Annotated in this window: 12 protein-coding genes and 1 pseudogene; 10 read left to right on the forward strand and 3 right to left on the reverse strand. The window is 72.7% G+C overall.

Translation table 11 applies throughout. The features are described 5' to 3' along the window. The 10 genes and pseudogenes from ADK36_RS50260 to ADK36_RS19505 all read left to right on the forward strand — a co-directional run. Positions 1–536, forward strand: a pseudogene (locus tag ADK36_RS50260) (hypothetical protein); the annotation flags it as partial. A gap of 332 nt (positions 537–868) precedes the next feature. Further along, positions 869–1,312 carry a 50S ribosomal protein L13 gene (rplM, locus tag ADK36_RS19465; RefSeq protein WP_030046395.1) on the forward strand — a complete coding sequence of 148 codons (444 nt, stop codon included), beginning with the start codon at positions 869–871 and terminating at the stop codon, positions 1,310–1,312. A 42-nt stretch (positions 1,313–1,354) separates the two neighbouring features. Then, positions 1,355–1,876 (forward strand): 30S ribosomal protein S9, encoded by a 522-nt coding sequence (rpsI, locus tag ADK36_RS19470; protein ID WP_030046396.1) that lies wholly within the window; start codon positions 1,355–1,357, stop codon positions 1,874–1,876. Between the two features lie 210 nt (positions 1,877–2,086). Continuing rightward, on the forward strand, positions 2,087–3,445 hold the full coding sequence (glmM, locus tag ADK36_RS19475; RefSeq protein WP_048584874.1) for a phosphoglucosamine mutase: 1,359 nt from the start codon (positions 2,087–2,089) through the stop codon (positions 3,443–3,445). Between the two features lie 168 nt (positions 3,446–3,613). After that, on the forward strand, positions 3,614–5,140 hold the full coding sequence (locus ADK36_RS19480) for an acyl-CoA carboxylase subunit beta (protein ID WP_048584873.1): 1,527 nt from the start codon (positions 3,614–3,616) through the stop codon (positions 5,138–5,140). A gap of 100 nt (positions 5,141–5,240) precedes the next feature. Beyond that, complete coding sequence (locus ADK36_RS19485; protein ID WP_234329808.1) at positions 5,241–7,238, forward strand: fatty acyl-AMP ligase; 1,998 nt, start codon at positions 5,241–5,243, stop codon at positions 7,236–7,238. After that, positions 7,235–11,320 (forward strand): type I polyketide synthase, encoded by a 4,086-nt coding sequence (locus ADK36_RS19490; protein ID WP_053198442.1) that lies wholly within the window; start codon positions 7,235–7,237, stop codon positions 11,318–11,320. The genes ADK36_RS19485 and ADK36_RS19490 overlap by 4 nt, the downstream gene beginning before the upstream one ends. 38 nt (positions 11,321–11,358) lie before the next feature. Continuing rightward, positions 11,359–12,303, forward strand: a complete 945-nt coding sequence (locus ADK36_RS19495) for an alpha/beta hydrolase (protein WP_048584871.1) — start codon at positions 11,359–11,361, stop codon at positions 12,301–12,303. A gap of 122 nt (positions 12,304–12,425) precedes the next feature. Continuing rightward, entirely contained in the window at positions 12,426–13,661 is a 1,236-nt protein-coding gene (locus ADK36_RS19500) for a PucR family transcriptional regulator (protein ID WP_048584870.1), read from the forward strand. A gap of 153 nt (positions 13,662–13,814) precedes the next feature. Beyond that, positions 13,815–14,456: a cutinase family protein gene (locus ADK36_RS19505; protein ID WP_048584869.1), complete on the forward strand. Its 642-nt coding sequence runs from the start codon at positions 13,815–13,817 to the stop codon at positions 14,454–14,456. A 57-nt stretch (positions 14,457–14,513) separates the two neighbouring features. Here the strand turns inward: ADK36_RS19505 and ADK36_RS19510 are convergent, their stop codons facing one another. The 3 genes from ADK36_RS19510 to coaA all read right to left on the reverse strand — a co-directional run bounded on the left by ADK36_RS19510 (position 14,514) and on the right by coaA (position 18,277). Beyond that, entirely contained in the window at positions 14,514–16,253 is a 1,740-nt protein-coding gene (locus ADK36_RS19510; RefSeq protein ID WP_048584868.1) for a hypothetical protein, read from the reverse strand. Positions 16,254–16,329: 76 nt separating this feature from the next. Continuing rightward, positions 16,330–17,292 carry a DUF389 domain-containing protein gene (locus tag ADK36_RS19515; protein ID WP_053198444.1) on the reverse strand — a complete coding sequence of 321 codons (963 nt, stop codon included), beginning with the start codon at positions 17,290–17,292 and terminating at the stop codon, positions 16,330–16,332. 16 nt (positions 17,293–17,308) lie between these two features. Next, positions 17,309–18,277: a type I pantothenate kinase gene (coaA, locus tag ADK36_RS19520; protein WP_048584866.1), complete on the reverse strand. Its 969-nt coding sequence runs from the start codon at positions 18,275–18,277 to the stop codon at positions 17,309–17,311. Positions 18,278–18,370: the final 93 nt, after the last annotated feature.

Consider the following 18,370-nt stretch of genomic DNA (forward strand, 5'->3'; position numbering starts at 1 on the left):
GGGCGGGGGTGGGGTGTGCGTGGTGGCGCTGGCGTCGTGGGGGCGCCGGGCCGCTGCGGCTCGCGGAGACCGCGGCGATGTTGATGCTCTCGGCGTTCCTGGTCGCCAGGCCCTCGTACGACCACTATCTGCTGGTCGTCGTGCCGGTGGTGGTGGCCGGGGTGCCGTGTGCGGGGGCGGTCGCCCGGGGGCCGTGGTTCTGGCTGGCGCTGGTGCCGCAGCTGCCGGGGGTGAGCTGGCCCTATCTGGAGGCGGTTCAGCGGCGGGCCTTCAGGGACGCGGTGACGCTGTGTGGTGTGGCGGTGACGCTGGCCGTCCACTGCGGTCGGGGTGGCCGCGGATTCTCGCCCCCGCCGCCCCTACCCGTCCCGTCCTCCAGGGGCGCCGCCCCTTCGGTCCCGCCAGGGGCGCTGCGCCTGGACTCCGCCGAGGGCGCCGCCCCCGGACCCCCGGCCTCGCCCGCCGCCCACCACCCGACTCGGTCGGCCAAGAGGTCGGCCTCCGGGACGTCGGAGGGGCCCGGGGTGGGGGAGTGAGCGTCGCTGTCGCACTCGATTGCGCTGAACGTCACGCCGCGGGAACGAGGGCTGCGGCGGCAGCTGCCGGGCGGGGCGTTTACGCTGGTAAGCGGGCAGCAGGGGCCAGTCGCAGTCAGGTCATTTTGACCCGGCCGAGGCGGCGAAGGTATCCTGCCTGTTCGTTGTGTATTGGCTTGCTCATTCTCACGGGACGGGCCCTTACACCGGTCCACCGGGCCGATGACCAGCAACCCCACGTACGCGGTATGCGTCGCCGCAGTGGCTCAGGCTGTCGTGATCGTTTCGGTGACCTGTTCAGGACCATTCACTCGAAGCGAAGGCTACGAACCGTGCGTACGTACAGCCCCAAGCCCGGCGATGTGACGCGCCAGTGGCACGTCATTGACGCTCAGGACGTCGTCCTGGGCCGTCTCGCCAGCACCGCCGCCTCCATCCTGCGGGGCAAGCACAAGCCGATCTACGCGCCCCACGTCGACACCGGTGACTTCGTCATCATCATCAACGCCGACAAGGTGCACCTGTCCGGCAACAAGCGGACCCAGAAGATGGCGTACCGCCACTCCGGCTACCCGGGTGGTCTGCGCTCCGTCCGTTACGACGAGCTCCTCGACAAGAACCCTGAGAAGGCGATCGAGAAGGCCGTCAAGGGCATGCTCCCCAAGAACACTCTGGGCCGTCAGATGCTCTCGAAGCTGAAGGTCTACAAGGGTGACCAGCACCCGCACGGCGCGCAGCAGCCGCAGCCGTACGAGATCACCCAGGTCGCGCAGTAAGTCCGGCCACCCCCTAAGACTGAAGAGAATCTGAGGAGAATCGTGGCCGAGACCACCGTTGAGCAGCCGGTCGAAGAGACTGAGCTCGTCGACATTGACAGCTACACCACCGAGTCCGAGGTGCCCGTCGAGGGCGAGTACACCTCCGAGTCCCTCGCCTCGCGCTTCGGTGAGCCCCAGCCGGCCGCCGGCCTGGGCCGTCGCAAGAACGCCATCGCCCGCGTCCGGATCGTTCCGGGCACCGGCAAGTGGAAGATCAACGGTCGCACCCTTGAGGACTACTTCCCCAACAAGGTGCACCAGCAGGAAGTCAACGAGCCGTTCAAGGTTCTCGAGCTCGAGGGCCGTTACGACGTCGTCGCCCGCATCGCCGGTGGCGGTGTCTCCGGTCAGGCCGGTGCGCTCCGTCTCGGTGTCGCCCGCGCGCTGAACGAGGCCGACGTCGACAACAACCGCGGCCCGCTGAAGAAGGCCGGCTTCCTCAAGCGCGACGACCGTGCGGTCGAGCGCAAGAAGGCCGGTCTGAAGAAGGCCCGCAAGGCTCCGCAGTACAGCAAGCGTTAAGCTTCGCTGCCTGTACGTCCGAACGCCCCGGCGGCACGCCACAGTGCCGCCGGGGCGTTCGTTTTCTCACAGGCTTGGGCGTATAACGGCACAAGGTGTTCAAAGGCTGGTGTGCTCGTGTGCCTGTGCGCTCGCGCTCATGCGATCGGGAGATCGGACGATGGGACGATCGGGTGATCTCCGGAAACTGATGCTTCCTCAGGAGGACAAGTGGGACGACTCTTCGGCACGGACGGCGTGCGCGGCGTCGCCAACGCGGATCTGACGGCCGAGATGGCGCTCGGTCTGTCCGTGGCGGCGGCGCACGTACTGGCCGAGGCGGGCACCTTCGAGGGCCACCGGCCGAAAGCGGTGGTCGGACGGGACCCGCGTGCGTCCGGGGAGTTCCTGGAGGCCGCCGTGGTGGCCGGTCTGGCCAGTGCGGGTGTCGACGTGCTGCGGGTCGGCGTGCTGCCGACGCCGGCGGTGGCCTTTCTGACCGGCTCGCTCGGCGCGGACCTCGGTGTCATGCTCTCCGCCAGCCACAACGCCATGCCCGACAACGGCGTCAAGTTCTTCGCCCGCGGCGGCCACAAGCTCGCCGACGAGCTGGAGGACCGTATCGAGACCGTCTACGACGAGCACCGGCACGGTGAGCCGTGGGAGCGGCCGACGGGTGCCGCGGTCGGGCGCGTGCGGTCGTACGACGAGGGGTTCGAGGAGTACGTCGCCCACCTCCTCGGCGCCCTGCCGAACCGGCTGGACGGACTGAAGATCGTCCTCGACGAGGCGCACGGCGCCGCGGCGGGTGTCTCGCCGGAGACGTTCACGCGGGCCGGGGCCGAGGTCGTCACCATCGGTGCCGAGCCCGACGGGCTCAACATCAACGACGGCTGCGGATCCACTCATCTGGACAAGCTGAAGGCCGCCGTCATCGAGCACGGTGCCGCCCTCGGGATCGCGCACGACGGTGACGCCGACCGCTGCCTCGCCGTGGACCACACCGGCGAGGAGGTGGACGGCGACCAGATCCTGGCCGTGCTCGCTCTGGCCATGCGGGAACGCTCCGTGCTGCGCGCCGACACCGTGGTGGCGACCGTCATGTCCAACCTCGGCTTCAAGCTGGCGCTGGAGCGCGAGGGGCTGAAGCTGGTACAGACCGCCGTCGGTGACCGGTATGTGCTGGAGGAGATGAAGGAGCACGGCTACGCCCTCGGCGGTGAGCAGTCCGGGCATGTGATCATCCTCGATCACGCCACGACCGGTGACGGCACGCTGACCGGGCTGCTGCTGGCCGCTCGGGTCGCGCAGAGCGGGCGTACGCTGCGGGATCTCGCCGCTGTGATGAAGCGGCTGCCGCAGGTGCTGATCAATGTGCCGGACGTGGACCGGTCCCGGGTCGGGGAGTCGGGCGAGCTGGCTGCCGCCGTTGCGGAGGCGGAGCGGGAACTCGGCTCTACTGGGCGGGTGTTGTTGCGGCCGTCGGGCACCGAGCCGTTGGTGCGGGTGATGGTCGAGGCCGCGGATATCGAGCAGGCCCGGTCTGTGGCGGGGCGGCTGGCTGACGCCGTGAAGTCCGCGCTGGGCTAGTTCTTCGGGACGGGCGCCCCTGGGGGCGTCTTGTCACGTCGGGATGAAAAGCCGGCGCTGAGGACTCAACCTCCCCACACGTCCTCCTGAATCGCCCAGCACCCTGCTCTCGCGCTGCCATATTCGACAACCACTTCGGAGGTGGTTGTGACGAACGAGGTTGCGCATGTGGCCGGAGGTACCGCTGAGCGCATCACCGATCTGGGCCGGCGGGCGGAGCAGGCGGTGCTGGGGGGTGGGGCGCGCAGGCGCGGGGAGTTCGGGGCCCGGGAGCGGATCGAGCGGCTGGTGGACAAGGGGTCCTTCAGCGAGACCGGGCTGTTCGTCCGGGCCCGGCCCACCGGGGACGGCGGTCGGCGGCCCTACGGTGACGGTGTCGTCACCGGGTACGGCACCGTCGACGGGCGTCGGGTGTGCGTGTTCGCCCAGGACTCCGCCGTGTTCGGCGGGAGCATGGGCGAGGCGTTCGGCGAGAAGACCGTCGCGCTGATGGACCTCGCCCTGAAGACCGGCTGCCCGGTCGTCGGGCTCAACGACTCCGGCGGTGCGCGCATCCAGGAGGGCGTCGCCTCGCTCGCCCTCTACGCCGAGCTGGTGCGCCGCAATGTGCAGGCGTCCGGCGTCATTCCGCAGATCTCGGTGGTGCTGGGGCCCTGTGCCGGCGGGGCCGCCTACTCGCCCGCGATCACCGACTTCACGGTGATGGTCGACGGGGCCTCGCACATGTTCGTCACCGGCCCGGACGTCATCGAGGCGGTCACCGGTGAGCGCGCCACCGCCGAGGAGCTGGGCGGCGCCCGCACCAGCAACGCCGTCAACGGCAACGCGCACTTCCTCGCCGCCGACGAGGAGGACGCCCTGGACGTCGTACGCGATCTGCTGTCGTATCTGCCGGCCAACAATCTGGAGCGGCCTCCGGAGTACGCGCCCGGGGACGCCCCGGGCGGGGACCGGCTCGACTGTCTCGTGCCGGATCGGCTCGGGCAGGTCTACGACATGCGGGAGATCCTGCGGGCGGTCGTCGACGACGGTGAACTGCTCGAGGTGCAGGAGCTGTTCGCGCCGAACATCATCTGTGCCCTGGCCCGCGTCGAGGGGCAGTCGGTCGGTGTCGTCGCGAACCAGCCGCTGCGTGCCGCCGGTGTCCTCGACATCGACGCCTCCGAGAAGGCCGCGCGCTTCGTGCGATTCTGCGACGCGTTCGGGATCCCCCTGCTGACGTTCACCGATGTGCCGGGCTATCTGTCCGGCGTACGGCAGGAGCAGGGCGGCATCATCCGGCGCGGCGCCAAACTGCTGTACGCCTACGCCGAGGCGACCGTCCCCAAGGTCACGGTCGTGGTGCGCAAGGCGTACGGCGGGGGCTACGCCGTGATGGGCTCCAAGCATCTGGGGGCCGACATCAACCTCGCGTGGCCCACCGCGCGGATCGCCGTGATGGGTGCCGAGGGCGCGGTGGGCGTGCTGCACCGGCGTGAACTCGCCGCCGCCGACGATCCGGAGGCGTTGCGCGCCCGCCTGGTCGCCACCTACGAACGCACCCACGGCACGCCCTATCTCGCCGCCGAACGCGGCTACGTCGACGCCGTCATCGCCCCCCGCGACACCCGCGACCACATCTGCCGTGCCCTGCGCGCCCTGCGCGGCAAACGCGCGCCCCTGCCGCAGCGTCGGCACGGCAACATCCCGCTCTGACCAGCCCCCACTGCCCCTACTGCCCCCACAGCCCCACATCTGACCCGCCGGGACCGGCAGCCGCTCGCCGGCCGGTCCCGGACGTGAGGAGCCACGCCAGATGGACAGTCGCCGCCCCCCGCTCGCGCCCTCCTGCCCGTCCCTGCCGCAGTACGTGCGGCACTGGGCCGAGGCCACCCCGGACCGCCGGGCGTTCACCTTCGTCGATCACCCCGCGCCACACTCGCGCGGCGTCCACCGCACGCTGACCTGGCGGCGCCTGGACCTGCGGGTGCGCGCCCTCGCCGCCCGTCTCGCCGAGGAGGCGAAACCGGGGGCGCGGGTGGCGTTGCTGTGTCCGCAGGGAGTGGAGTACGTCACCGGGTTCCTCGGGGTGCTCGCCGCCGGGATGGTGGCCGTACCGCTGTATCCGCCGGGTCTGCCGGGGCACGCGGACCGGCTCGCGGGCGTTCTGGCGGACGCGCGCCCGGCGGTCGTGGTGACCACGAGCCGGGCACGGGAGGAGGTGCGGGAGTTCTGCGGACGGACGCCGGTCGTCTGCGTCGACGAGGTGGCCGACGACGAGGCCGGCGGGTGGCGGCCGGTCGACCCGGACGCCGAGGCCGTCGCGTATCTCCAGTACACCTCCGGTTCGACGCGCGCTCCGGCCGGTGTGGAGATCACCCACGCCAATGTCGTCGCCAACGCCCGCCAGGCGCTGACCGCTTACGGTGTCGACGTCCGTCCCGTGACGTGCGTGGGGTGGCTGCCGCTCTACCACGACATGGGGCTGGTGCTCAGCGTGGCCGCTCCCGTGGCGCGGGGGCTGCTGTCGGTGCTGATGGATCCGGCCGCGTTCCTGCACGAGCCCGTGCGGTGGCTGAGGCTGCTCGCCGCGCACCCGCGTGCCCTGAGCGCGGCGCCCAACTTCGCCTACGACTACTGCGCGTCCGCCGTCACCGACGCCCAGAAGGCGGACCTGCGGCTCGACTCGGTCGCCGCGCTGATCAACGGCAGCGAGCCGGTCCGCCCCGGCACGGCCGACCGCTTCCACGCAGCCTTCGCCGGCCAGGGGCTGGCGCCCACCACGCACTGCCCCTCGTACGGGCTCGCCGAGGCCACCGTCTTCGTCAGTGCCGCCCGGCCCGGTCAACCGCTCGGCCGGTTCGCCCTGGACCGAGACGCCCTCGCCGCCGGGAAGGCGCTGCCCGCGCGGCCCGACGACCCCCGGGCCGTGCTGCTGGCCGGCTGCGGGACTCCGGCCGGGCAGCGCGTCCGTATCGCCGACCCCGCCGGGCGGGTCGCCCTGCCCGAGGGGGAGGTCGGCGAGATATGGGTGCAGGGGCCCAACGTCGGCCGCGGCTACCGGAACCGGGACGAGGAGAGCGAGCGGGTCTTCGGGGCAGGGTTCGCGGACACCGCGGACGCGCCGGGCGGCCGCTGGCTGCGCACCGGTGACCTGGGCGCCGTGCTGGACGGACAGCTGATCGTCACCGGCCGGCTGAAGGACCTCGTCATCGTCGACGGCCGCAATCACTACCCGCAGGACATCGAGGCCACGGCCCAGGAGGCGCACGCGGCCGTACGACGGGACCGGCTCGCCGCGTTCGCCGTTCCCGGCGGGTCGGGGGAGCGGGCCGTGCTGGTGGCCGAGCACGTGCGGACCGCCGTCCTGGCCGACCTCGACGTGCCGGGCGTGGTGCGTGCCGTGCGCGGTGCCGTCTCCTCCCGGCACGGCCTGCGGCTCGACGACGTCGTGCTCGTTCCGCCCGGGACGGTCGCCCGTACCTCCAGCGGCAAGGTGTCACGGGCGCTGACTCGGGCGCGGTACCTGGAGGGGGCGTACCGGGAGGTCGCCGACGCGGGGGCGGGCGGCGCGTCACCGGTCCAGGCGGGGGCGGATGCGCCTGCGGGCGGCAGTGCGGTGGCGCAGGCGGTGGCCGGGCGCAGGGCGGCGGCTGACGCGGTGGCGGGCGGCACCGCATCCGTCGGCGTGACGGCCGGCCGCACGTCTCCGGCCGGCTCGGCGGTGGGCAGCGCGCCCGCGGCCGACATCCTGGCGCACGGCACGTCGGCCGTCGCCCCGGCCGTCGGCGACGCCGCGAGGGCCGTCGGATGAGGGCCGCCGACGCGAACGCGCTGCGGCGGGTGATCGCCGAGCGGGTGGCCTCGTGGCACGGTGGGGCGCCCGAGGAGGTGCCGATGGACCGGCAGCTGGCCGATCTCGGTATGTCGTCGCGGGACGCCGTCGCCCTGGCCGGGGAGCTGTCCCGGGTCACGGGCTGCGAGCTGTCGCCGACGCTGCTGTGGGAGGCGCCGACCGGGGAGGCGCTGGTGGCGCGGCTGTGCGGTACGGCTCCCGGGCCGGCGCCGCTCGTGATGGCGCCCTCCGCGCCCGGTGAGCCGATCGCGGTCATCGGCGTCGGCTGCCGGCTGCCCGGCGGGGTGCACGGGCCCGACGACTACTGGCGGCTGCTGTGCGAGGGCGGTGACGGGATCCGGCGTGTACCGGAGGACCGCTGGCGTGACTTCACCGCTTTCCCGCCCGCCGACGCGCATCCGTACGGCGGCTATCTCGACGACATCGCCGGGTTCGACGCGGACTTCTTCCGGATCACGCCGCGTGAGGCCGCGGTGATGGACCCCCAGCAGCGGATCCTGCTGGAGGTCGTCCACGAGGCGCTCGACCACGCCGCCGTTCCGGCCGCGTCCCTGGCGGGCACCGCCACGGGCGTCTTCGTCGGCGTCTCCGCCCCGGAGTACGGCCAGCTCACCGGCGCCGACCCGGCCGCCGTCGACCCCTGGGCACCGGCCGGGGCGGCACTCAGCGTCACCGCGGGCCGGCTGGCGTACGTCCTGGACACGCGCGGTCCCTGTCTGGCCGTGGACACCGCCTGCTCCTCCTCGCTGGTCGCCGTGCACCACGCCTGCGTCAGCCTGCGGGCCGGCGAGAGCGAGACGGCGATCGCGGCCGGGGTCAACCTGCTGCTGTCACCGGCCGTCACCGTCGCCTTCGAGCGGGCGGGCGTCCTCGCGCCGGACGGGCGCTGCAAGCCATTCTCGGCGGCGGCCGACGGCATCGGACGCGGCGAGGGCTGCGCGGCCGTGGTCCTGAAGCGGCTGTCGCACGCCGAGCGGGACGGCGACCGGGTGCTGGCCGTGATCCGGACGACGGCCGTCAACTCCGACGGCAGGTCGAACGGGCTGATGGCACCCAACCCCGCCGCCCAACGGGCCCTGCTGGAGACCGCGTACACGAGGGCCGGGCTCACCCCGGGGCAGGTCGACTTCGTCGAGGCGCACGGCACCGGCACCCCGCTCGGCGACCCCATCGAGGCGGGCGCGCTCGCCGCGGTGCTCGGCGTCGGCCGCGACCCCGACCAGCCGCTGCTGCTCGGCTCCGTCAAGGGCAACCTCGGCCACCTGGAGTCGGCCGCGGGCATCGCGGGCCTGGTCAAGACGGTCCTCGCCCTGCACCACGACGTCATCCCGCCCTCCCCGCACCACACCGACGGCAGCGCGCTCGGCGACGACCGGCTGCGCGTGGTGACCGAGCCCGAGCCATGGCCCCGCTACGGCGGCACGGCCGTCGCCGGTGTCTCCGGATTCGGCTTCGGCGGCACCAACGCCCATGCCGTACTGGAGGAATGGCGGCCCCTCGGCCCACCGCCGACGCCGGCCGTGGAGCCCGCCGTCCGGCTGCACCTCCTCTCCGACGCCGACATCGGGCGGGTGCGCGACACCGCGGCCCGGGTCGCCGACTGGCTGGACAGCAGTGCCGCGCACCCGGCCGACATCGCCCGTACCCTCGCCGGACGCACCCGGCGGGGGCCCGTACGCGCCGCCGTGGCCGCCCGTGACCGGGCCGACCTCGCCGAGGGGTTGCGCGCGTTGGCGGCGGGCCGCCCGGACGCACGCGTCGTCACCGGCGACCGTGACCTCGTCGGCGGCGACCCGGTGTGGGTCTTCTCCGGCTACGGCTGCCAGTGGCCCGGCATGGGGCGCCGGCTGCTGGAGGAGGAGCCCGCGTTCGCGGCGGCCGTGGAGAAGCTCGACCCGCAGCTCGCCGCGGAGTGCGGCGGCCTGTCCCTGTACGACCACCTGACGTCCGGCACCGGACTGGACCGGCTGGAGACGGCCCAACCTCTGCTGTTCGGCGTCCAGTTGGCGCTCGCGGAGCTGTGGCGTTCGTACGGCGTCGAACCCGCGGCCGTGATAGGCCACTCCATGGGCGAGGTGGCCGCCGCGGTGTGCGCGGGCGCGCTGGACGTGTCGGACGGCGCGCGGGTCATCGCCGTACGCGCCCGGCTGCTGAGCGGGCTGCGGGGCGGGGCGATGGCCGTCGTCGACCTCGACGACTGCGAACTCGACCGCCTGGCGGAGGACTTCCCGGGCGTCCATGTCGCCGTGCACTCCTCGCCTCGGCAGAAGGTCGTCACCGGTGAGGAGGCGGCGGTGGGACGGCTGGTGCGGCTGCTGGAGGGGGAGGGCCGGGCCGCCCGGTCGATGCGGGTCGTCGGCGCCGGGCACTCCCCGCAGGTCGACGGGCTGCTGCCGGAGCTGGCCGCCGGGCTGGCCGGTGTGACGGGACGCCGGCCGCGCCTGCCCGTGTACTCCACCGTCCTTGACGACGCGCGTGGCGCGAGCGCGTTCGACGCCGGCCACTGGGCCGCCAACCTGCGGCGGCCGGTTCGCCTGGACCGGGCCGTCGCGGCGGCAGCGGCCGACGGACACACCGCGTTCCTGGAGATCTCCCCCCACCCGGTCCTCACGGGCGCCGTCACCGACTCCGCGCCCGGCGCGCTCGCCCTGGCCACCCTGCGCCGTGACGCCGACGGCTCGGCCGGGTTCGCCGCACAACTGGGCGCCCTGTACGCGGCCGGGCAGCAACTGCCGCTCCCGCCCGGCCGGGTGGTCGACGTACCAGGGCCGCGCTGGCGTCATGTGCGGCACTGGTGGACGGACGGGAGGGCGGTCCCGGCCACACCCGCGGTGCCGGGACCGACGGGCGGACCCGCGGCCGGCGCGCCCCGGACCGGTGGGCCCGCGGGCGCGGCACAGCTTCCGGCGGGCACGCACGGGCCGCGCTACGGCACGACGAGCGAGCCGCCCGCCGAGGCCACCGCGCCCACGGCGGACCCCTCCCCGGTCCTGGCCCGCCTCAGTCACCACATCGCCGCCGTCAGCGGCCATCCCCCGACCCGGGTCACCGCGGCCACCGCCCTCGCCGACCTCGGCCTCGACTCGCTGATGGCCGTCCGCGTCCGTACGGCCCTGGAGCGCGAGTTCGGCATCGAGCTGCCCCTGCGTGACCTGCTCGGCGCGGCCACCGTCGGTGAGGCCGCCGCCCGCGTCGAGCGGGCCCTTCCCCAGCCGGCCGGTGGCGTGCGGCCGCGTCCCCTGCGCGCCACCGGCTCCCGTCCACCCCTCTTCCTCGTGCACGCGGCCGGGGGACCGACCACCGTGTACGGGCCGCTCACCGAACGGCTCGGCGACGACCAGCCGGTGCTCGGGCTCGACCGGATCGAGCAGGCCCGTACGGTCTCGGACAAAGCGCGGCTCTACGCCGAGGCGATCACCACCGCACACCCCGACGGGCCCGTGCTGCTGGGCGGTTGGTCCTTCGGCGGGTTCGTCGCCCAGGAGACCGCGCGGCAGCTGAGCGACGCGGGACGGGACGTACGGCTGCTGGTGCTCATCGACTCCGTACGCCCCCTCGTCCGCCCCGGACCGGCGCCGGCGGACCGGGTCCGGGCGCACTTCGAGGGCTTCGCCGCCCACGTCGCCGACGCCTACGGGGTCCGGCTGGAGCTGCCGTACGACGACCTTCTGGAGACGGACGACGAGGAGCAGCGCATCGACGCCGTGCTGAAGGCCCTGCGCTCGGCCACCGACGTGCCGTCCGCCGCGCTGGAGCACCAGCGGGCCTCCTACCTGGACCTGAGGATCGGCGAGGCACACCGTCCGGGCCCCTACGACGGCCGAGTGGTCCTCTACCGGGCGACCGACCCCGCCCCGCACACCGTGCGCGACCCTGCCTACGAGCGGGACGACGAGGCTCTGGGCTGGGACGAGGTGTGCCCGGACCTGGAGGTCGTCCGAGTGGCCGGACACCATCTGGCGCTGCTCGACCCGCCGTACGTCGACGAGATCGCCGCCCATCTGGGGCGGGCGCTCGACCGGCCTGCCCCGTCCCCCTGAACCGGAACCCGATTCGCACCGGAACCCGAGGAGCCACCATGTCCCACCACACCACCGGAGTGTCCCGGCGCACCGCCGCCAAGGCGACGGCCGCCGCCGGTCTGGCCGTCCTGTTCGGCGCCGCGACCGGCACCGGTCGTGCCCGGGCGGCGACCGGCCCGGGACCACGCACCCTGGACCTCACCGTGTCCTCCGCCGCACTGGGCCGCGGCGCGCCGGTGCGGCTGATCCTGCCGTCGGGCTTCGCCACGGACACCGGGAAGACGTACCCCGTGCTGTATCTGCTGCACGGCGCCCACGACGACTACACGTCCTGGACCCGGGAGACGGACATCGAGGCCTTCACGGAGGGCCGCGACCTGATCGTGGCCATGCCGGACGCGGGCCCCACGGGCATCCCCAGCGTCTGGCGCGACGGCCAGGACTACGAGACCTTCCAGGTCGAGGAGGTTCCGGCACTGCTCGCGCGGGACTACCGGGCCTCCGGTGTACGGGCCGTCGCCGGCGTGTCCACCGGCGGCTACGGGGCGATGGCGCACGCGGCCCGCCACCCGGGCGCCTTCACCGCCGCCGCCTCCTACAGCGGTGTCCTCGACACCACCGCACCCGGCGTGCCGACCATCGTGGACGCGATCGTCGCCCGCGAAGGCCTGTCGCCGGCCTCGCTGTGGGGCAACCCCCTTCTCAACCTCCTCACCTGGCGGGACTTCAACCCACGCGCCCGCGCCGGGGCGCTGCGTGGCACGGCCCTGTACGTCTCGCAGGGCAGCGGACTGGCCGGTGGCAGCGGCGATCTGCTGCCCGAGGCCCTGGAGAGCGCCTTGTGGCCCTCGGCCCGTGGCTTCACCGCCGGGCTCGCCAGACAAGGCATCCCCGTCACCACTCACCTCTACCCCGGAGGAGGGCACAGCTGGACGTACTGGAAAAGGGAGTTCACGGCGTCGTGGCCTATGCTCGCCGGTGCCCTGGGCGTGCCGGAGTGATGTCCGTGCCGTGGGGGCACGGAACGGAGCGGAAGGGACGTCCGTCATACACAGGACGTCCCACTCGTCCCACGGGCAACGGCCTGTCGGCGAGCCGTTTCCGGGCGAAAGGAGTGTCCGCCATGGCTGTCCCCACCCCGCACGAGGTGCCGGACGCTCGCAGGGCCGCGCCCATGCCGCCCGAGCTGGCGGTGCTGCTGCGGGCCCGGCTGGAGGGCGTGGCGGACGAGGTGGAGGAGGAGGTCCGCAGCCGGGTTCCCGAGTACGCGCGGCCCGGCGACGGTGTCTACCGCAAGCGGCTGCGCGACGGGGTGGTGCAGGCGCTCACCCTGTTCGTCGACCACATCGCCGACCCGCGCGACAACGGGGACGCGATCGCGGCGACGTACTACGCGCTCGGGCGCGGCGAGGCCCTGGAAGGGCGCGGACTGGACGCGTTGCAGTCCGCGCTGCGCATCGGCGGGATGCACGCCTGGCGGGCGCTGGGCCGCACGGCGGAGGAACTGGGGCTGGACTCGACGGTCGTGGCCGCGCTCGGAGAGATCGCCTTCCGGACGGTGCACGAGGTCGCGGAGGCGGCCGCCGCCGGTTACGCGGAGGCCCAGCTGCGCAGCACGGACGAGGTGGAGCGCCGCCGCAGGCGCCTGCTGGATCTGCTCCTGGGCGAGGGCCCGGTGGCCCCGGAGGCCGTGCAGGACCTGGCGCACCAGGCCCGTTGGCCGGTGCCGCGGCAGGTCGCCGTCGTCGCGCTCGCGGCCGCCCCCGAACGGCGCGAGGAGGACCGGCCGTTGGCCATGGCGGGCGCGCTCGTGGACATGGAGTCCCGCCCGCCCCGCATGCTGGTGCCCGACCCCGACGGCTCCGGGCGCTGGGCCGGGCGCGCGTTCGCGCTCGCGCTGCGCGGCCGGCCCGCGGCGATCGGCCCGACGGTGCCGCTCGTCGAAGCCGCGCAGTCGCTGCGCTGGGCCACCCGGGCCCTGGGGCTGATGGGGCGCGGGATCCTGCCCCGGCAGGGCGTGGTGCGGTGCGCCGACCATCTGTCGGCCCTCCTCCTGCACGCCGACGAACCACTCCTCGACACCCTCCGGGCCACCGCCCTCGCCCCGCTCGACGAGGTCTCGGCGGGGCAGCGCGCCCGGCTCGCCGAGACGCTGCTGGCCTGGCTGCTCAGCGGCAGCAACGTGCCCGACGTCGCCGCCCGGCTGCACATCCATCCGCAGACGGTCCGCTACCGCCTGCGCCAGCTGGAGAAGCTGTTCGGCGACTCCCTGCACGATCCGGGAACCCGCCTCGACCTCGTGCTCGCCCTGCGTGCCGAATCGCTGCGGGCACAACAGGACCAGTGCAACCAGGGCTAGTGCAACCAGGACCAGTCCGACTACTCATTCGGCGAAGAAAAAGCCGCCGCTTTTCTTGATTCCGGCAATAACACCCGGCACAGCCGGGCGAATACGTTCGGGGCCTCCTTTCTCGCAGGCGCGTTCACGCGCTCCCCACATGGAGGATGGCTCATGCGTATTCGTTTGTGTCTGGCCGCGCTCTCGCTGCTCGGCGGGGCCTCGGTCACCACCCTCGCGGCGCCCCCGGCAGCGGCCGCGGCCTGCTCGGACATCGACGTCGTCGCGGCTCGCGGCACCTTCGAGCCGGGCACGCTCGGCTTCATCGTCGGCGACCCGGTGTATTCCGCACTGCAGAAGAAGCTGACCGGTAAAAGCCTTTCCAGCTACAAGGTGAATTACCCGGCGGACCTTTCGCTCACCTCGGCCGCACAGGGAAACGCTGACCTGGTGAACCACGTCAAGCAGCAGGCGTCGGCGTGCCCGAACCAGCGGTTCGTTCTCGTGGGCTATTCACAGGGCGCGAACGTGGTCGACAACTCGATCGGCATCAGCAGCCAGGGCGCGGTGGTCGGCAGCCCCATCGTGGCCACCCTGCCGGCCGCGGTCGAGCCGAAGGTCGCCGCGGTGCTGCTGTTCGGCAACCCGATCCGGGCCCTCGGCAAGAGCGTTACCGGCACCTACCAGAGCCGGACGATCGACTTCTGCGCCAAGGGCGACCCCATCTGTGAGAACGGCGGGAACGACGTCGGGGCACACCTCGGCTACACGGCCGACGCGGACGCGGCTGCCACGTTCGCGGCGGGCAAGGTCTGAGCCGTACCCAAGAAGGGCCCGGGAAGCCAGGCTTCCCGGGCCCTTCCTCGCGTACGGCTACCGCGGGTCCGCGGCGAACCCGGCGAGGTGGGTGGAGACCGGCTCGGGCCGGCCGTCGTTCTGCGCCGGTGCCGCGGTCAGCACATCGAGGTGCTGGTAGCCGTCGGCCACCACGGGGTTCAGGTCGGACGGGACGCGGCCCGCCAGCAGCCCGTCTCCCGCGAGCACCGTCAGGGTCGGGTTGGCGGTGAGCCCGTCGGGGTGCACGACGAGCTTCTTCACCTGCGGCGAAGTGGCCAGCTGCAGATCGGTGACCAGCTTGGTCGGGAAGTACTGCTCGGTGAAGTCCAGCGGCTGCTCGGCCAGGCTCCGGGCCAGTTCCTGGATGTCGGTGACCTCCTTGCCGGCCTCGGTGAACGGTGTGCCGTCGGCCGACCGGTACCCGGGGTCGTCGGCGTCACCGACACGGTCGTAGTTGCGCCAGCTGTACAGCGGTCCCCGGGGCCGGTCCGGGATGGCCTTGTACTCGGTGCCGAACAGCGCTGGCTGCTCCTGACCGCCGTTGGCGGCGGGGAAGTCCTTGTCGGCGATCGGCCCGCCGTCGAAGAACCCGACGCTGCTCTGCAGGAACGCCAGCGGTACGGAGTTGTCGTCCATCAGGGCGCCCAGCACGGCCTCGTTGGTGAGCCGGAAGTCCTTCACGCCGGGGGAGCCGGTGAGGAAGGCGGCGGTGTCCTTGGAGAACAGGAACCTGTTGGTGGCCTCGATGTTGAGGCCGGAGGGCAGATAGCGGGGCAGGTCGGCCTCGGCTCCGGGAGCCTGTACGGCGCCGACACCGGCGATGGCGAGCAGCGTCATGGTCTCGGGGTTGAGCAGCACAGGCGCGGACAGCGAGCGCGGCAGCACGCCGCTGTCGAGACCGGCCTGTACGACGCCGTGACCGAGGCCGATGTCGGGCAGGTTGGTGTCGTCCGGGATGCTGCCGCTGAGGTCGGCGAGCGAGGTGGAGACGGTGGTGTCGAGGGCGAAGTAGCCCGCGCACTGGTTGTACCCGGCGTCGGCCGTGGTCGCCGGGTTCCCGTCGAAGTCGGCGGCGGCGAAGTACCCGGTGACGACGCCGCCCAGCGAGTGCCCGCCGCACAGCACCTTGCGCCCCCGCAGCGTCTGGTCGGGCAGTTCGGCGGCGAGCAGGTCGTACTGGTCGCGGACGGTCTGCTCGATGCCGAGCCGTGCCATCCACCCCAACTGGCCGTTCTCCGCGAACCCCTCGAAGGTCCGGCCGTCGACCTGCTTGCCGCGGTAGTAGTAGTCGACGGCCGTGTGCTGGTCGCCGGAGGCGATGCCGGTGCGGTCCTCCAGGCAGTTGGAGCGCCGGTCCAACGCCCAGAACTCGATGTGCCGCCCCTGCGCGGCGGCCGCCGCGACCGTGTTGCGGGCGACGCTGTCGAACGCCCCGGCGCCCTCCAGGATGCCCGGCTGGGCGACCAGGATCCGGTCCGCGTCGGCGGCGGCGTCCGGTCCGTCGGCGGCGCGGTAGCGCAGATACGACAGCCAGTCGCACGCGGCCGGGCGGGGCCCCGCCGACTCGGGCAACGGCACCTTCACCCGCACCACGGACTCCCGCACCCCGGCGACCGGTGACGGCGCCGCGACCGACGACGACACCGCGACCGGCGTCTCGGTCCGTGCGTCGTCCGCGCGGGCACCCGGGGCCGCCGCCGTGAGCGTCCCCGCGGTCAACAGCACCGCCAGCGCGGCGCCGCGCCATGTTCTTTCCCTGCCGCTAATCGTGTCCATGCCACGGACGCTAGGTTCCGGGGCCCGTCCGGCTCAGGAGGTGCTGACAGGAACTCAAGATTCCGCGGCGGCCTTGTCACCGGCGGACAGTGCCGTGCCCGTCACGGGCGACGCGTCGGCGGCGCTGGTTGGCCCACAGCCACTTCTGGGCCAGAAGTGTCAGAGTGCCGGCCAGGATGATGCCCAGGAGGTTCAGGAGCAGCTGGCCTGTCGAGAGCCAGGTCTGCTTTGCGTCGTCGTAGATCAGGGCCACGGCCGCGTTGGCGGCGGCGGGGACCGTCGTCACCGAGATGGCGACTCCGACGAGGGCACCGGACTTGGCGGACGTCAGGGAGAGGGTGCCGGCGGCGCCGGCGAGGACCGCCACGACGAAGGAGAACCAGTCGGGGGCGTAGATGAAGCCGGTGTTGGGCCGCTCGGCCTCCAGCTTGGCCTCGGTGAACAGGCCGACGGCGTCCATGAAGTAGCTGAAGCCGACCGTCACCGCCATCGCCACAGCGAAGCCCACCAGCAGGGCGATCAGCGAGCGCAGCGCCAGCCGCGGTGCCCGCTGGACGATCGCCGTGCAGATGCCCGCCAGTGGGCCGAACTCCGGGCCGACCGCCATCGCGCCCACGATCAGGATCGCGTTGTCGAGCACCACACCGCAGGCCGCGATCATCGTGGCGAGCGTGATGAAGGCGAGGTAGGTGATGGAGAGGGTCGACTCCTCGTGCGTCGCGTCCGTCAGGTGCTCCCACAACACCGCGTCCGCGCCCTCGCCGGGGGCCTCCGCCTCGGCCTTGTCGGCCCGCTTGGAGAGCGACAGGTCGATGTTCTCGACGGCGATGGAGCCGCACTCCTCGATGCCCAGCTGCTGGAGGCTGGTGAGGAGTTCGTCGCCCGCCTCACGTGCCACGTCGCACAGCACCAGGTCCCCGACGGGGTTGCGGGCGGCGCCCGGCACGACGGCGAGATGGGCCGTTCCCACCGTCCTCTCGATCAGGCGGACCACGTCGTCGGTCTTGTCGGACGGCGTGATCAGGCGGAGGTGAAGCATGGAGGCAGCGTAGCCGTCACAGCTTGCGCAGGCTCAGGCGCTGGACCTTGTGGTCCGGGCCCTTGCGGACGACCAGGGTGGCTCGGCCGCGGGTGGGGGCGATGTTCTCCACCAGGTTGGGCTTGTTGATGGTGCGCCACATCGTGCGGGCGTAGTCCAGGGCCTCCTCCTCGGACACCTGGGTGTACTTGCGGAAGTACGAGGAGGGGTTCTGGAAGGCGGTCTCGCGCAGCCGCTTGAAGCGGTTGAGGTACCAGTGCTCGATGTCCTCGGTGCGCGCGTCGACGTACACGCTGAAGTCGAAGTAGTCGGCGAGCCCGACCCGGGTGCGGCCGTCCTTGCCGGGCAGGGCGGGCTGCAGGACGTTCAGGCCCTCGACGATCAGGATGTCGGGGCGGCGGACCGTGAGCTTCTGGTCCGGGACGATGTCGTAGATCAGGTGGGAGTAGACGGGGGCCGTGACCTCGTCCTTGCCCGCCTTGATGTCGGCGACGAAGCGGGTGAGGGCGCGCCGGTCGAAGGACTCGGGGAAACCCTTCCGCGACATCAGACCGCGGGCCTGGAGCTCCTTGGTGGGGAGCAGGAAGCCGTCCGTCGTCACCAGCTCGACGCGCGGGTGCTCGGGCCAGCGGGAGAGCAGGGCCTGGAGGAGGCGGGCCACCGTGGACTTTCCTACGGCGACCGAGCCGGCGACCCCTATGACGAACGGCGTGCCGGACTGGGAGCCCTGTTCGCCGAGGAAGGTGTTCAGGGCGCCGCGCAGGCCGTCGGTGGCGCCCACGTAGAGGTTGAGGAGGCGGGAGAGCGGGAGGTAGATGTCACGGACCTCGTCGAGGTCGATGACGTCGCCCAGACCGCGCAGCTTCTCGACCTCCTCCGCGGTGAGCGGCAGCGGGGTCTTGTCGCGCAACGCGCTCCACTCCGAGCGGGTGAGGTCGACGTAGGGAGTCGCCTCCGGCCTGGGCCGGTGGGCGCTCCGGGGCATCGAGGAGACCGGAGAGATCACAGTCCATTGTTACGGGAGTACGAACGGACGGTGAGGTGGGATCCGTCACGCGGGTCCTCGTCTCGGTCATTT

Source organism: Streptomyces viridochromogenes, assembly GCF_001270495.1.
GTDB classification, from domain to species: domain Bacteria; phylum Actinomycetota; class Actinomycetes; order Streptomycetales; family Streptomycetaceae; genus Streptomyces; species Streptomyces viridochromogenes_A.

Coding starts and splice junctions, on each gene's coding strand:
- ADK36_RS19510 (WP_048584868.1), bottom strand. CDS start 16,253: ATGGACACGATTAGCGGCAGGGAAAGAACATGGCGCGGCGCCGCGCTG.
- ADK36_RS19490 (WP_053198442.1), top strand. CDS start 7,235: ATGAGGGCCGCCGACGCGAACGCGCTGCGGCGGGTGATCGCCGAGCGG.
- ADK36_RS19485 (WP_234329808.1), top strand. CDS start 5,241: ATGGACAGTCGCCGCCCCCCGCTCGCGCCCTCCTGCCCGTCCCTGCCG.
- ADK36_RS19495 (WP_048584871.1), top strand. CDS start 11,359: ATGTCCCACCACACCACCGGAGTGTCCCGGCGCACCGCCGCCAAGGCG.
- ADK36_RS19500 (WP_048584870.1), top strand. CDS start 12,426: ATGGCTGTCCCCACCCCGCACGAGGTGCCGGACGCTCGCAGGGCCGCG.
- ADK36_RS19505 (WP_048584869.1), top strand. CDS start 13,815: ATGCGTATTCGTTTGTGTCTGGCCGCGCTCTCGCTGCTCGGCGGGGCC.
- coaA (WP_048584866.1), bottom strand. CDS start 18,277: ATGCCCCGGAGCGCCCACCGGCCCAGGCCGGAGGCGACTCCCTACGTC.
- ADK36_RS19515 (WP_053198444.1), bottom strand. CDS start 17,292: ATGCTTCACCTCCGCCTGATCACGCCGTCCGACAAGACCGACGACGTG.